This window comes from Colwellia sp. C2M11, assembly GCF_018860915.1.
Taxonomy (GTDB): Bacteria; Pseudomonadota; Gammaproteobacteria; order Enterobacterales; family Alteromonadaceae; genus Colwellia.
This window is the reverse complement of the sequence record NZ_JAHKQD010000037.1, coordinates 38,259-52,610: the sequence shown is the minus strand read 5'-3', so window position 1 is coordinate 52,610 and position 14,352 is coordinate 38,259. Positions and strand designations below refer to the sequence as shown.

The window sequence follows — 14,352 nt, the reverse complement described above, 5'->3', positions numbered from 1 at the left end:
AAATCATCATTAAACAGGCAATTAATGATCAATACTTATCCCTGTATTGCAACATAAGTATTGACAAGAATCGCTACGGCTTTATAATTAAGGTCGCTTGAAGTTAGTTTTATATTTTTGTACACCATTTCGCTGTAAATTTCTGCTTGATAGATATTTCTCGTCCTGTTTTATAAGTAATAGCAACACTTTTTAGCAAACCCGCTTTTTCAGTTTTGTATAATACATGCTGATTAGGCTCAATTACTCATAAATAAACAAATAGGATATCCTTATGTCTACAACTACTGGTACAGTAAAATGGTTTAACGAAGCTAAAGGTTTCGGTTTCATCGAGCAAGAAAATGGTCCTGACGTTTTCGCTCACTTCAACGCAATCGTTGGCGAAGGTTTCAAAACTTTAGCTGAAGGTCAAAAAGTTGAATTCACAGTTACTGATGGTCAAAAAGGCCCTCAAGCTGAGAACATTGTTGCACTTTAATTTTTTAAATTAAAGTCACAAAAAAAGCGAGTATCTCAAAGATAACTCGCTTTTTTTATGCCTAAAGTTTGTATAAACTATATTTTAATGGCAAAGATTAGCTTTACTCTGATTTATTTTCCTACATACAACAAGTTCATGCACTTCGTCGGGGTAATATAACCTATCAACTACCTTTAATAAATAGTCACTGAAGATGGGCTTAACACCGATAAAATACTCAAACGTTCTAAATCACAATAACCAAGTGCCATACATAGCATATCATCATCGATACCAAATGATGGTAAGTCTAATTCATTAACAATTTCATTTTGGTTATGTAATTTCAATAACTTTTGATGAACCATAATTCGTTTCGAAATATAAAGTAATTGGGTCTCAGTATTAATCAGATTAAAGTCTGCCTGGTCTTGATTACGAATAGGCGAAACAATATTATAAGGTAGCTGCCACTGTTTTAACAGTTCGGCCCCGCACTCTCCATAAGTAAAGCCTAAAATGTCACGTTGGTTATCCCATGGTAACTTACCACTATCAATACTTTCGCACTGCAGCACTTTATCAGGGGAAATTCGCTTAACAATCAACTCTCCCAAATTATGTAACATACCTAATATAAATAATCGTTCGCCATTAGGAATATTTAAACTACATCCTAGAAATTTAATGAGTAAAGCACAATCAATACTTTCTTCCCAAAAGTTATCTAAATAAGCGGCATCGTTACTCATAGACTGACATGCTTTTGTTGTAAAATGTGTTATCACGAGATTATAAACTTCAGTTATCCCTAAAACTAACACCGCTTTAGATATAGTATCTATTTTTCCTGGATAATTAAAAAGTGCACTGTTAGCAAGTTTTAAAATTGTTCCTGTTAATGCAGGATCAATAATAATCACATCACTGATATCATCTATAGTTGAAGACTCATCATCAATTAACTCTTTGATACGAATAAATGAATCAGACAAAACAAAAATTTTATCCATTTGATTAACATATTCAGTAACTGTCATAAAAGCTTTTCCAGTCAAATTTATTTGTATGGTTTTATTTATTTTTTATAAATAAAGTCTAAGTTAGAATTTAACACATATTGCAAAAAATCAGTAATAAATCAATATTCAGCACTTATTTGATACGATGAAAACTTACGCATATTGATCACGCCTTCTTCAAAGATTAGATACTGCCCTTTAATACCTAATAATATCCCTGATACCGTTGAGGTTTTGTCAAAATTAAAAGAACTAATTTTCGTTAAGTACTGGCTAACAGGGAACACAATATCTACCACCTCTTCATTTAATAACTGTACAGCATCTTCACCATATTTAAGTTTGATTTCAGACAAGCGATCAGCTATCTGTGGTATTAACACTTTAGCCTGAGCTTTCAAGTCAATCGGTTCATTACTACCTTTGAGCATAGCACGCCAATTAGTTTTATCACTGACTAATTCAGATAATGCCGTTTCAATAAGCCCTGACTGTAAACGTGTTCTCACTTTAAACAGAGGTAATGCTTGTGTTGCCCCCTGATCAATCCACCGCGTTGGTATTTGTGTATGACGTGTAATACCTACTTTTAAACCTGAGGTATTTGATAAATAAACATAATGATCGACCATACAATGCTGCTCTGCCCACTCTGGCTCTCGACAAGTCCCTAAATGGTAATGACAAGTTTCAGGTTTCATAATACACATATCACATTGAGCAAGCTTGGTCATACAAGGATAACAAAAACCTTGTGAGTAACTTTTTTTAGTTGTTGTACCACAATTTTTACAAGCTATTGTACTATGAAAAACTAACGTTAATTTTCTGCCAATAAGCGGATTCAAGGCAATACTTTGTTGCTCTCCATTCTCATCGATAGCTGCCAAAGGAAGCTTATATTGAACAATATTATTACTATCAAGTTTTGCAGTCATCTTTTCCACTGCACCTATTGCTGAAATGGGCATTTTTACTCTCTTATATTATTTTTTATACAGGACTTTTATCAAAGTGCTCTTATAGTAAGAGACTTCAAAATTTAACTTTTTGACGTGTCTGTTTAACTGTTTTTTTATTGGCTTTAGTCGTCAACCTTCGTTGAACAGAGCCTTTTGTGGGTTTAGTTGGGCGTCGTTTTTTTTGTACTATCATCGCACCAGTAACTAATTCCTTTAAACGCTTAAACGCATCTTCTTTATTCATTTCTTGTGTGCGGAAAGATTGAGCTTTAATAATAATCACGCCATCTTTAGAAATACGACTATCTTTACTCGCTAATAACCGTTCTTTATAAACAGCAGGTAATGATGACCTATTAATATCAAAACGTAAGTGAATAGCAGTAGCAACTTTATTTACTCGTTGCCCACCATTGCCCATTGAACGAATAGCACTTAATTCTATTTCCCAATCGGCTAAACTTACATTATTTGATATCTCTAACACTTTTATTTACCATAGGTTTATATCAATTTTATAATTAATTTTCATGAGCACAGCACAAACTTGGTTTGTATATTTCTTGCGTTGTAATGATAATAGCTTATATGCAGGTATCACGACTGATATAGAGCGTCGTCTGCATGAACATAATTATACCAAGCTTGGTGCTAAATATACTAGGGCAAAACGTCCTGTAACACTTGTATTTATTGAAAAATCGGAAAATAAAAGCTCGGCAAGTAAGCGAGAATATCAACTTAAAAAGCTAACCAAGGACCAAAAGGAACGATTAGTTAGCACTTACCTTGATACAATCAAATGAATCACAGAGGTCTGCTTAGTTATTATTCCTTCTTTTTTTTCGATAAAACTTATTAATTACTGTTAGAATGCCTCGTTTTTTGTAAATCAAGTGATTACCATGTCTAAAAAAGAACTACCGAAAAAAGCTATGTTTATTGAAGAATACTGTCCTATTGATAATGAAATTATTAGTTTTACTCGCCAACAAGCGAGTGACTTTGCTAAGCAAGTAGCTGATGATTTTAATCCGCTGCATAATATTGATGCGAAACGTTTTTGCGTTCCTGGTGATTTATTATTTTCAGTGATCATTGCGAAAGCAGGGTTACATAAAGAAATGAGCTTTAATTTTTCAGGAATGGTAAATGACAATATTGCACTAACTTTCCCTAACGAAATAAATAATTTTTTTGATGTCGTTGATAACCAAGGTAAAACCTATTTAACGGTTGAGGCTAGTGGCGAGGTAACTCACTGTCCATCACTTATTAATGCATTAACAAAAGCCTATGTTGATTTTTCCGGTGATACTTTTCCTGATATTTTAGTAAAATTAATGGCAGAAAAAAATGTCATGATTAACCCCGCTCGTCCAATGGTTATGTATCAATGCATGAAAATAAGCCTGAACCGACTCGATATTACTAGCCTTTCGTTACAGCTTGCTCAAACCAGTTTAACTATTGAAGCAAAACGTGGCGATGCTTGGTTAGAGTTTGATTTGATCAGCGAAGGTGAAGTAGTTGGTCATGGTAAAAAACATATGTTACTAAGTGGCTTACGTGAATATTGTCAAACAAGTATTGATGAAATGGTTGCTCAATACACCGAGAATAAAAAAAGCTACTGCTATAAAAGTTAATAGTCACGATTAGTTACCAACAATCCAAAGCCGATACGACTGTAATCATTTTGTTTATAATGCTCTGAACTCGTTTGGCTTTGTTCTGCTTACTTGGTTTTTTTTCGCTTACTCTATCCCCGAATATACCACGAAATTAAATTCGGACGACAATAACAAGCTTCCCGATGAGTGGTAATTATATTTTTATCAAGTTATTGAGTTTTATAGTGCTGCTCAAAATTCCCCCGTTGCGCTTGTTTATCTTCAATACAGGCCGCAAAAACAGATAAATTTGTAGGCTTTATACAGCCTTCTGGCTGCTGGTAGTATTTAAGCCATGCTTGCTGTTTATCTCCTTGATATTTTGATTTTATCACTATTGCCCCGCTACTTTGAAAAGGTGTTACTACGTTAACGTCTTTATTTTTCACTCCATTGACATTATTTAACGCCTTACTCAAATTACTATTTTTGTGCTTCGTTGGTTTCTTTATTTTCTTAGTTTTTTTCTTACGACTACCTTTTTCACATTGCCACCAACGCTCTCTAGCTGCATCTTCACGCTTTCGTAACCTTATTCCTTCTTGAACTGAATAGCCATTACGTTGTAACGATTGCACATGATGAAGCTTTTCTAATAAGGGAGCACAATGCTTTTTTGCTAATAAATTAGGTGAAAAACTCCAAATAAGACTAACTATTAATACAAACTTAAATTGACACATAAACATTCATTCCTTGAATATTGTCGAGTAGTTATTTATTTAATCATAGTCTATATTTTAGACTATGATTAAATAAATAACATAAATAAGAAAACATGGACGTTCACAATGCTACAGCTGACAATCACAAAATTTTTAATATACTTATTTTTCAATTTACTATTATTTATCCCTGCTTATGCTTACCAATCCAAACATTTCAAGCCTGAAATTCAACATGCAACCCGCTACAAAGTAGTAGAAGATATCAACCAATATTGGGTTTCTGAAAAATTAGATGGTATGCGAGGTTACTGGGATGGACAACAGTTACTCACACGCCAAGGTAATATTATACATAGCCCAACATGGTTTACTAAAAACTGGCCCATAACACCTATGGATGGTGAGTTATGGTTGGGTAGAGATAAATTTCAAACAACTGTATCCTGTGTGAGAAAGATTAAGATTGATGAAGCTTGTTGGCATAATGTGCGTTTTATGATTTTTGATCTTCCAAAACATACAGGTACATTTACTGAACGTATAAAAGCGATGAAAACCATAACAAATACGACATCATCAGCACACTTAGAGATGATTAAACAATTCAAACTATCTAGTAATCAGCAACTTGATAAGACCCTCAATAATATTATATCTAACCAAGGAGAAGGCTTGATGTTGCATAAGGACAATGCTTATTATCATGTTGGTAGAACAAATAACATAATGAAACTTAAAAAAGATCAGCATGCTGAAGCAAGAGTTATAGCTTATATTGGTGGTAAAGGTAAATATCAAGGAATGTTAGGTGCCATAACAGTACAAACAACGACGGGTATAACATTTAATATTGGCTCTGGATTTAGCGATGATGAGCGGGCTAATCCGCCTGAAATAGGCAGTACAATCACCTATAAATATAATGGTAAAACTCAAGCAGGAATACCAAGATTTGCGAGATATTTTCGTATAAGAAATACAGAAGTAGAAGAGGAATTAATGGAGAAAAAATAATTAGCTGCTAAATTGCAGCTAATTATTTTCAATAATATACTGAATGACTTTAAAAGATACAGTGTTTTGCAAAATCTTTAGTTTCTGTTGCTGTCCAGCTGCCTTTATCTTTTTCTTTCATGTCTGCACACCAATCTTCACTTCCTACTTTAGGAGAACAAGCACTAAGTAAGAAAACAACTGATAATAAACCGATAACTTTTTTCATTTGAATATCCACATTTAATTTATATATAAAGAAGTAAACATAACGTCATTCGAAATATCTTGCAACACTTGTTTACAACAAATTAACATTAAACCTGTCAAATAATTCTCTGTGTAGAAATAATCAACAAATTAAATCAGCACTTCATACCGATATTATTTATCGACCGCTTATGGCTGATATGAAAATAATAGTACCTTGAGCCCTTTACCTGCATGAGCTTCTTTAAAAACAGTAGGATTCATTATACGCTGTTCGAAGATACATTCAGGACATGCCTCTGCCACCTCTTTTTTTAAAAAGTCTTCATCCAGATTGGGAGAATTTAAACATAATAATAACTGAGCACCTTCATTCATCCATTGTGGAATTCTACGAATAATCTTTGCATAATCACGCTCAATATTAACACTACCTTTTTGAAATGATGGTGGATCACAAATTAATAGGTCATATTTTCCATACTTTTTGATGCGACTATTTGATTTAAAAATATCAACACCTTCAAAAACAACTTGTTTACCCTCTTTTTTTGCCAGCTTATTTAGTTGATGATTTTCTCGTCCCTTACTTAATGACGACTTACTTAAATCAATATTGACAACTTTACTTGCACCACCTGCGGTTGCTGCTACAGAAAAAGCACAAGTATATGCAAATAAGTTGAGCACATTTTTACCTGCAGCTTGTTGGTAAACCCAAGAACGACCATTAGCCATATCTAAAAACAAACCACTATTTTGTGCTTTGCCAAGTTCAATGTGATAAGAAAGACCATTTTCAGTAACAATAGTCCTATCAACCGTTTCACCTAATAAGAGCTGTGTTGGCGCAAATTTTTCATATCGACGCTGTACTTGCACACTTCGACACTTATCCGTTAATGCTTGTAATGCTTTGGCTTGTGTTAGTAGCCACAACTCATCAACAGGCTCATATAGTGTTATCAGCATAACAGGAGATAACCAATCAACATTTACATGCGACAAGTTTTCGTAAGCATGCCCACGACCATGAAAAAGGCGCTGACAATCAGTAAAGTCAATTGGATTTATGTGTTCAATCATATGAAATAGCTTAATAAATTTAGAGTGTTTTTTAAAGAATAAAGCCGAGCAATAATGCCACTGCTCGGCTCAAAGATTAATGATGTGTTACTTTGTAAAGATTTTAAGTAGAAGCGTTAAGTTAAAAACCAAATAGGCTTACACTAAAAAACTTCTGTGCTACGGTGTTAATAAATATAATCAAGACAATAGCAGGGATAAAGGTTCCTAATGAAAAGTTGATATATTTTTCCACCCAAGAACCAATATATGTATCGTTACCAATACTTAAATGCTCAGATAAATTCTTTGCCTTCCAGCGGTAGCTAACAAATACACACAGTAAGAAGCCATTAAGCGGTAATATTGTGTCATAAAAAACATCATACACAATATCAAAGAATGACTTAGTGCCCCCTGCATAAGAAGTAAATTCGGTAAAGAAAGTAACCATACCAAATGATACCGTAGCAAAAACAGTTAATACTCCTGCTGTCATTAATAAAATAGACAAGGCTTTTTTACGACTATTGTTTTTTTCTGTCACTAAATAAGAAACCGGAACTTCGATAATAGACACTAATGAAGTAATGGCGGCAAAGAAAACTAATAGAAAAAAGAATGCCGCAACAGAGCTTGCCCCAACATAACCAATTGAGGTTTGTAATGCTAAAAATATTTTAGGTAAGAAGGTAAATATTAAAGAAACAGAACTGTCACTTAGTTCGCTAGGGTTTACATTAGGATTAAACGAAAAAACTGCTGGTAAAATCATTAAGCCAGCGACGAAGGCTACCCCAGTGTCAGTAATTGCCACTAACTTTGCTGAGTTAGGAATGTTGGTTTTATTATCAATATACGAACCATAAGTAATTAAAATACCCATGCCTAATGATAGCGAAAAAAATGCTTGTGATAAGGCACCATTCACAACACTAGGAGTAATTTTACTAATATCAGGAATCAAGAAGAATTTGATACCAGCTATTGCATTATCTAATGTTAAGACAAAAATAACCATCATGATGAGCATAAAGAACAAGGTAGGCATTAATATTTTAGCCGCTCTTTCAATACCATCCTTAACACCTGCTACCAAAATAAAGTTTACAATAGCCACCACTGCAGCCATAGCAGCAAATAAGTATGGGCTATTAATAAACTCACCAAACCCATTACCACTTGCTAAGTAATCTAAATTACCTGATATTGTCATCACAATATAGCCAAATATCCATACTGTAATCACCATATAAAATACGGCAATCATAAAAGGTGTTAGAACACCTAGAAAGCCTGCAGCTCCCCAAAGACTACTATTATTACTTAAAGACTTATATGCACCTACAGGCTCTTTTGCTGTTTTTCTACCGACAGCCATTTCGGCAATCATGACAGGCAAACAAATTAAAAAAACGAATAGCGCATACAAAATTAAAAATGCTCCTCCGCCATTTTTAGCTGCATTCACAGGAAAGCCAACTAAATTCCCAATACCTACAGCAGAACCTGCCGCAGCAAGAATAAAGCCAATACGGGAACTAAAATGTTCTCTAGATGTACTCATAAACGTCCTTCACTTATTTTTATACTTTTTATATTCTTATTTTAATTTTTAAAACCATTCGATGCTAGCAAGCTTTCTTGCCTTTGTCTCTTTTAAGCTCAGCATACAATATCAATAAGTGTATAGTAATTTATCCACTATTCTATGCAAACAACCTTTGTCACCTTACCTAGAAAACAGCTTAGGGTTCATTACTATTAAAATACTCTCCGCATCTTTTGACGCTATTTCAACCACTTGTTCAATATCAGCTCTAGTGAGTTTTAAGCTTTCACATAAAGACTGATCGATCAATTCATCAATTTCAAATAGATCACTATGACTATCAAATAAAGCGAGTCTTGATGCCAAATTTAAAATTTTAACATCATTATTAATTTGATTACTTTGTGCTTGATGAAAGTGACGAATGGGAATAATAATTTTTTCTGGTAACTGCCAAATTTTAAGTAATACAGCTGAAATATCAGTATAAGTATAACCAAGTGCTTCTTCTTGTAATACCCAAGGTAAATTGTCACGATTATATTGCTCACAGTCTTGTGCGACTTCAGGGGTAATTTTAGCAACTAATAATTCACCAAAATTCTGTAAAAGGCCAGCAACAAATAAACGCTCAATATCTTTTACACCAGCCTTAATTGCTAAGCCTCTGGTAACCAAACCACAATAAATACTCATACGCCAAAACCGTTTTAAATTAATGGCTTGGTTTTCGAAATGTTTAAAAGCAGAGCCGGCTAAGTCTACCAACATCATATTATATACGGCTTGTGTACCAATAATCGTAATCGCCCGTGAAATTGTACTGATTTCTCCAGGAAAATTATAAATAGCACTATTAGCTAATTGTAATAATCTAGAGGTCATCGATGGATCAATACTGATAATATCTGCAAAATCAGTGATAACTGAATTTTCATCTTCCATCAATGCTTTTACTTTAAAACAGGCATCAGGCAAAGCAAAAGAACCATTTGCTTGAAGTGCATATTCATATGCGTTCATAGTAACCCTTTTTTAAATCAATCTTGATAGTGAGTTACTTAAATGGTACACCACTATCCTCTTTAATATGTTCTGTAACCATATAGGTATGCGTTTGTGATATTGACGGTAAACCCGCAACTTTTTCTAAAATCAAACGATAACTTTCCATGTCAGAAAATCGTGTCTTCAATAAGTAATCATAGCCACCCGCAACTAAATGACATTCAACAATTTCTTCAATTTTGACCACTTCTTTTTTGAACAGCTTAAAAACATCTGCAGTTGTTCTATCTAAGGTCACTTGTATAAAAGCTGTCATACCATAACCAAGTTTTTGAGCACTTAGAAATGCGCCATAACGTTTTATATAGCCACCGTCTTCTAGGCGTTTAACACGATCTAAACACGGACTAGCACTTAAATTAACTTTTTTAGCTAACTCAACATTAGTAATTCGACCATCTATCTGAAGTGTTTTTAGGATTGCTATATCGACACGATCTAGGGGCTTTATTTTGGTCATTATCCAAAGTACCACAATTTCTAGTGAGTAAAATAAATAATGCCATATATTCAATGGATAAGAAATAAAAAAGGCGAAACCATTGAGTTTCGCCTCTTAAAATATCAATATTTTAGCTGTTGTTAGTCATCTTCTTCAACTAAAGTCATTAATGATGTATTACCCCCTGACGCGGTAGTATCTATACTAATGGTTTTTTCAGTTAATAAACGTTGAATTAAGTTATCAAAATACTCTGAAGTAATCACAGGTAAAATTGCTCCTTTGCGTTGAGAAAGCTTTTCACTCATGTAATGTTTTAAGTCACAACTACTGTCGACTACAACACCAGCAAGCGCATCATGAGCTAGCATAGCTTCTAGATGATGCAATTTGGCAACTTGTAAAATACCAACATCTGCCCCAGTAGAAATAAATTTATCTCTAAAAGCTAATGCTTCTTCATAATACAAATCAGACACCACTGATATTACCGTATTACCGGTTGCTAATGCTGTTACAACAGACATAACCCAAAAATGAAAACTTACATTATCGTCTGCAAAACAAATAAGATTTCCACGGTTTTCTAAGTAAATGATATTAGATTCACCTGTAGGCCCTGGTAACTCTTGGGGTTTTTTCATACGTTTTTCAATATTGATTAACTGATCACGCGCTGCTGCTAAGGTGCGATTTAAGTTCTCAGCTAAGTCATCCACAATTTCAACATGGGCAATTTTTGCCAGTAATTGTCTAACATGCGAAATACGTGTATTTAAATCTGTTAAGCGCCATTTCTTTTGTGCATCATCAGCTATACCCATATAATCATCAGCTTGGCTTTGCTCTTTTTTATCACCAGTTAAAGCCAGTGCTTGTGCAGGTAATAAATGAACTTTCTCTTCATCTGGTGTTGCTTTTTCAACTACTAAACGCGAAAGGTAATTAGGCCCACCTGCTTTAGGACCTGTGCCTGACAGACCTCGTCCACCAAAAGGTTGTACGCCTACAATCGCACCAATGATATTACGGTTAATATAAACATTACCTGCTCGTGATAATTTGGCTAACTCAATCGCTCTATGCTCTATACGCGTATGAATTCCCATAGTTAAACCAAAGCCTGTACTATTGATTTTTTCAATAACGTCTTCTATTTCTTCGCCTTTAAAGCGAATAATATGAACACAAGGACCAAAAACTTCTTTGGTTAAAACATTAATGTCATTAATTTCATACAAACGTGGAGCAAAGAAAAAATGACCATCTTCAGGCTGAGTATCTTGCCCGTTCTCGCCACCAAATAGTTCACACTGATATAAAAGCGTACCATTACTTTCCATGTAATCACTATGAGCATTAAGTGCATCAAGTGCTTTTTGATCAATAACTGGGCCTACATCCGTGCTTAACCTTGCTGGATTACCAATATGCAGTTCAGCTAGAGCACCTTTAAGCATGGTAATAACACCATCCGCAATATCTTCTTGTAGAAATAGTACTCTTAAAGCTGAACAACGTTGACCTGCTGATTGAAAACCAGATGAAATGACGTCATCAACTACTTGCTCTGGTAAAGCAGTAGAATCAACTATCATGCAATTTTGTCCACCTGTTTCAGCAATCAATGGAACTTGGTCGCCTCCTCGTTCTGCTAATGTTTGAGAAATTCGCGTTCCTGTTTCAGTCGAGCCTGTAAACATAATGGCAGCAACTCTTTCATCAGGCACGATTATACTGCCTACATCACTACCTCGAGCTAAAACAACCTGTACAACATCTTGAGGTAATCCCACTGATTGCATTAATTCAATAGTTCGTAAAGCAATAAGACTTGTTTGTTCTGCAGACTTCGCCAATACAGTGTTACCCGTCACTATTGCTGCAGCAACTTGTCCTAAAAATATTGCGAGAGGAAAGTTCCAAGGACTAATACATAATACAACACCACGAGGTTCAAGCCTTTCATCAACACTTTGTTCTATTGCACGGGCAGCATAGTATCGACAAAAATCAACGGCTTCACGCACTTCATCAATACCATCTTGTGTAACTTTACCTGCTTCTTTGATACATAAGGCAATCAATTCGTCCATATGTCGCTCTAAAATATCAGCGATACGACATAATAAGTCGGCACGTTCTTTGACCGGTGTTTTCGACCAAGTAACAAAAGCACGATCAGCCTGGTCTATCATTGCTAACATATCATCTTTGGTATGAAGATAATGAAAGCCAATTATTTCACTATGATTAGCTGGATTTCTAACAGGTTCGGCGCCTTCAGGTACATCATTCTTATTTAATAGATTATCAACCAGCCAATTATCTAATGCTGATTTCAAATCAGTAATAGTCGGGATATCAGTTAAATCAAGACCTTTTGAATTATCGCGACTGTCAATTGTAATGCTTAATTTTTTCTTATTTTCATTACGATAAAGGTCAATAGGCATCATGATTTGCCCGTTGTATCTATCTTTTAAGCGTTGTGTTTTTTCAACTGGATCTTCAAGTAAAGACTCTACCGGTTGTGATTCATCAACAATTGCATTCACAAAAGAAGAGTTAGCACCATTTTCTAATAAACGGCGTACTAAATAAGCCAATAAGTCTTCATGATGCCCTACAGGTGCATAAATCCGGCATTGAATGCTTTCTTGAGATACTATTTGATCATATAAAGAATCCCCCATGCCATGTAAACATTGGAATTCAAAACCATTTTTATCTTCACCAGCAAGCTCGACAATAGTTGCCGCTGTGTAAGCATTATGTGTGGCAAATTGCGGGTAAATACTATCGCGGTAATCAAGTAATTTATTCGCACAAGCATGATAAGAAACATCAGTTGAAGACTTACGCGTAAATACAGGAAAATCAACCATACCATCTTTTTGAGCGTTTTTAATCTCGGTATCCCAATAAGCACCTTTAACTAAACGAACCATCATACGACGATTGGTTTTAAGTGTAAGATCTCTTAACCAATCAACAACAAACATTGCACGTTTTTGATAAGCTTGTAATGCAATACCAAATCCTTGCCAATCACCAAGATCTGTATCTGTAAAAACCGCTTCGATAATATCAAGTGATATATCTAAACGCTCAGACTCTTCGGCATCAACAGTTAAGCCAATATTATAGTGTTTCGCTTGTAAGCATAAGGCCTTTAATTTAGGTACAATTTCATCCATTACTCGCGCTTGATGAGTAAACTCATAACGAGGGTGAATAGCAGATAATTTTACTGAAATACCAGGAACACGGCGCGGATCATTTTTACCTGAAGCAAGTGCAACTTTGCCAATTTCTTCAATAGCATCTTGATATGACTTCAAATATCGCTCAGCATCAGCCATTGAACGAGCACCTTCGCCTAACATGTCATAAGAGTAAACATAACCTTGCTGCTCTTTAGTAGCAGCACGTACAGTCGCTTCTTTAATGGTTTCTCCCATTACGAACTGCTTACCCATAATTTTCATAGCATAATTCATTGATTTACGAATTACAGGCTCGCCTAAACGGCCAATAGTTTTTTTCAATAAACCAAATTTATCTTGTTTACGTTTATCTGCGTAATCAACCATAGAGCCAGTGATTAATAACCCCCAAGAAGAGGCATTAACAAAAATAGAGTCACTTGTACCTAAATGGGTACTCCATTGACCTTGTGATATTTTATCACGTATCAAAGCGTCTTGAGTATGCTTATCAGGCACACGTAAAAGCGCTTCTGCCAAACACATCAGTACAACACCTTCATCCGAAGACAATGAGTATTCATTTAATAGTGCATCAATGGCACCATTACCTTCTTGGTCTCGACGAATCTGCAACACCATTTTACGGGCACGTTCCCAAGCACGGCTTCGTGCACTCACATTTACTTCTGCAAATGGTAAAATATGGTCAACAGCAGCATTTTCATCTATGCGGTAAAACTCACGAATTTTCTGACGAATTGGACAATCCGTATTAAATGAACCAGTAAATAGCATTGGCGAACCTCAACAAAGCAAACAGAATATTTCTGTCTTGATTATAGTAAACAAATTTCGAGGCGCATTCTAATGGTAAAACAACAGAAGGTGTTGGTTATTTTCGAAATTACGCCATTTATAATACTGAAAAAGCCAGAATTTACAGTAGAATATTCCACGTAAATTCTGGCTTTTGTATGTTATTCAGCTTTATTACAATAAAATCAATAGGATTTTACGGTAAT

Annotated in this window: 14 protein-coding genes; 4 read left to right on the top strand and 10 right to left on the bottom strand. The window is 34.9% G+C overall.

The window, feature by feature from the left end:
• Positions 1–274: 274 nt before the first annotated feature.
• A complete protein-coding gene (locus tag KO509_RS09865) occupies positions 275–481 on the top strand; it encodes a cold-shock protein (RefSeq protein ID WP_033092258.1) in 207 nt (68 codons plus the stop codon).
• 176 nt (positions 482–657) lie between these two features.
• On the opposite strand, the gene KO509_RS09860 is transcribed toward KO509_RS09865, so the two are convergent.
• The 3 genes from KO509_RS09860 to arfB form a co-directional block, all read right to left on the bottom strand.
• Positions 658–1,503, bottom strand: a complete 846-nt coding sequence (locus KO509_RS09860) for an HDOD domain-containing protein (protein WP_215973114.1) — start codon at positions 1,501–1,503, stop codon at positions 658–660.
• Positions 1,504–1,604: 101 nt separating this feature from the next.
• Positions 1,605–2,456: a DUF2797 domain-containing protein gene (locus KO509_RS09855; RefSeq protein WP_215973113.1), complete on the bottom strand. Its 852-nt coding sequence runs from the start codon at positions 2,454–2,456 to the stop codon at positions 1,605–1,607.
• A gap of 64 nt (positions 2,457–2,520) precedes the next feature.
• Complete coding sequence (gene arfB / locus KO509_RS09850; RefSeq protein ID WP_215973112.1) at positions 2,521–2,934, bottom strand: alternative ribosome rescue aminoacyl-tRNA hydrolase ArfB; 414 nt, start codon at positions 2,932–2,934, stop codon at positions 2,521–2,523.
• A gap of 43 nt (positions 2,935–2,977) precedes the next feature.
• On the opposite strand from arfB, the gene KO509_RS09845 reads away from it, so the two are divergent.
• Together KO509_RS09845 and KO509_RS09840 are read left to right on the top strand one after the other, a co-directional pair.
• Complete coding sequence (locus KO509_RS09845) at positions 2,978–3,253, top strand: GIY-YIG nuclease family protein (RefSeq protein ID WP_215973111.1); 276 nt, start codon at positions 2,978–2,980, stop codon at positions 3,251–3,253.
• A 99-nt stretch (positions 3,254–3,352) separates the two neighbouring features.
• The gene (locus KO509_RS09840) at positions 3,353–4,096 is read left to right on the top strand and encodes a DUF3581 family protein (protein WP_252727484.1); all 744 of its coding nucleotides are present in this window, start codon (positions 3,353–3,355) and stop codon (positions 4,094–4,096) included.
• Positions 4,097–4,290: 194 nt separating this feature from the next.
• Here KO509_RS09840 and KO509_RS09835 read toward each other — a convergent pair whose 3' ends face one another.
• Entirely contained in the window at positions 4,291–4,803 is a 513-nt protein-coding gene (locus KO509_RS09835) for a hypothetical protein (RefSeq protein ID WP_252727482.1), read from the bottom strand.
• 108 nt (positions 4,804–4,911) lie between these two features.
• Here KO509_RS09835 and KO509_RS09830 point away from each other — a divergent pair, with 108 nt between their 5' ends.
• On the top strand, positions 4,912–5,802 hold the full coding sequence (locus KO509_RS09830; protein ID WP_215973109.1) for a DNA ligase: 891 nt from the start codon (positions 4,912–4,914) through the stop codon (positions 5,800–5,802).
• 49 nt (positions 5,803–5,851) lie between these two features.
• On the opposite strand, the gene KO509_RS09825 is transcribed toward KO509_RS09830, so the two are convergent.
• From KO509_RS09825 to putA, 6 genes are all read right to left on the bottom strand, one after another.
• Positions 5,852–6,010: a DUF3012 domain-containing protein gene (locus KO509_RS09825; protein WP_159817613.1), complete on the bottom strand. Its 159-nt coding sequence runs from the start codon at positions 6,008–6,010 to the stop codon at positions 5,852–5,854.
• Between the two features lie 170 nt (positions 6,011–6,180).
• Entirely contained in the window at positions 6,181–7,077 is an 897-nt protein-coding gene (locus KO509_RS09820) for a class I SAM-dependent methyltransferase (RefSeq protein WP_215973108.1), read from the bottom strand.
• 121 nt (positions 7,078–7,198) lie between these two features.
• Entirely contained in the window at positions 7,199–8,623 is a 1,425-nt protein-coding gene (locus tag KO509_RS09815) for a sodium-dependent transporter (protein ID WP_215973107.1), read from the bottom strand.
• 165 nt (positions 8,624–8,788) lie between these two features.
• The gene (locus KO509_RS09810) at positions 8,789–9,631 is read right to left on the bottom strand and encodes an HDOD domain-containing protein (protein ID WP_215973106.1); all 843 of its coding nucleotides are present in this window, start codon (positions 9,629–9,631) and stop codon (positions 8,789–8,791) included.
• Positions 9,632–9,665: 34 nt separating this feature from the next.
• On the bottom strand, positions 9,666–10,136 hold the full coding sequence (locus tag KO509_RS09805; protein ID WP_215973105.1) for a winged helix-turn-helix transcriptional regulator: 471 nt from the start codon (positions 10,134–10,136) through the stop codon (positions 9,666–9,668).
• A 122-nt stretch (positions 10,137–10,258) separates the two neighbouring features.
• Positions 10,259–14,125 (bottom strand): bifunctional proline dehydrogenase/L-glutamate gamma-semialdehyde dehydrogenase PutA, encoded by a 3,867-nt coding sequence (gene putA / locus KO509_RS09800; RefSeq protein WP_215973104.1) that lies wholly within the window; start codon positions 14,123–14,125, stop codon positions 10,259–10,261.
• Positions 14,126–14,352: the final 227 nt, after the last annotated feature.

Bases quoted from the DNA above. Each gene is read 5' to 3' on its own strand.
- KO509_RS09865 (WP_033092258.1), top strand. From the start codon at position 275: ATGTCTACAACTACTGGTACAGTAAAATGGTTTAACGAAGCTAAAGGT.
- KO509_RS09860 (WP_215973114.1), bottom strand. From the start codon at position 1,503: ATGACAGTTACTGAATATGTTAATCAAATGGATAAAATTTTTGTTTTG.
- KO509_RS09855 (WP_215973113.1), bottom strand. From the start codon at position 2,456: ATGCCCATTTCAGCAATAGGTGCAGTGGAAAAGATGACTGCAAAACTT.
- KO509_RS09845 (WP_215973111.1), top strand. From the start codon at position 2,978: ATGAGCACAGCACAAACTTGGTTTGTATATTTCTTGCGTTGTAATGAT.
- KO509_RS09840 (WP_252727484.1), top strand. From the start codon at position 3,353: ATGTCTAAAAAAGAACTACCGAAAAAAGCTATGTTTATTGAAGAATAC.
- KO509_RS09835 (WP_252727482.1), bottom strand. From the start codon at position 4,803: ATGTGTCAATTTAAGTTTGTATTAATAGTTAGTCTTATTTGGAGTTTT.
- KO509_RS09830 (WP_215973109.1), top strand. From the start codon at position 4,912: ATGCTACAGCTGACAATCACAAAATTTTTAATATACTTATTTTTCAAT.
- KO509_RS09825 (WP_159817613.1), bottom strand. From the start codon at position 6,010: ATGAAAAAAGTTATCGGTTTATTATCAGTTGTTTTCTTACTTAGTGCT.
- KO509_RS09820 (WP_215973108.1), bottom strand. From the start codon at position 7,077: ATGATTGAACACATAAATCCAATTGACTTTACTGATTGTCAGCGCCTT.
- KO509_RS09815 (WP_215973107.1), bottom strand. From the start codon at position 8,623: ATGAGTACATCTAGAGAACATTTTAGTTCCCGTATTGGCTTTATTCTT.
- KO509_RS09810 (WP_215973106.1), bottom strand. From the start codon at position 9,631: ATGAACGCATATGAATATGCACTTCAAGCAAATGGTTCTTTTGCTTTG.
- KO509_RS09805 (WP_215973105.1), bottom strand. From the start codon at position 10,136: ATGACCAAAATAAAGCCCCTAGATCGTGTCGATATAGCAATCCTAAAA.
- putA (WP_215973104.1), bottom strand. From the start codon at position 14,125: ATGCTATTTACTGGTTCATTTAATACGGATTGTCCAATTCGTCAGAAA.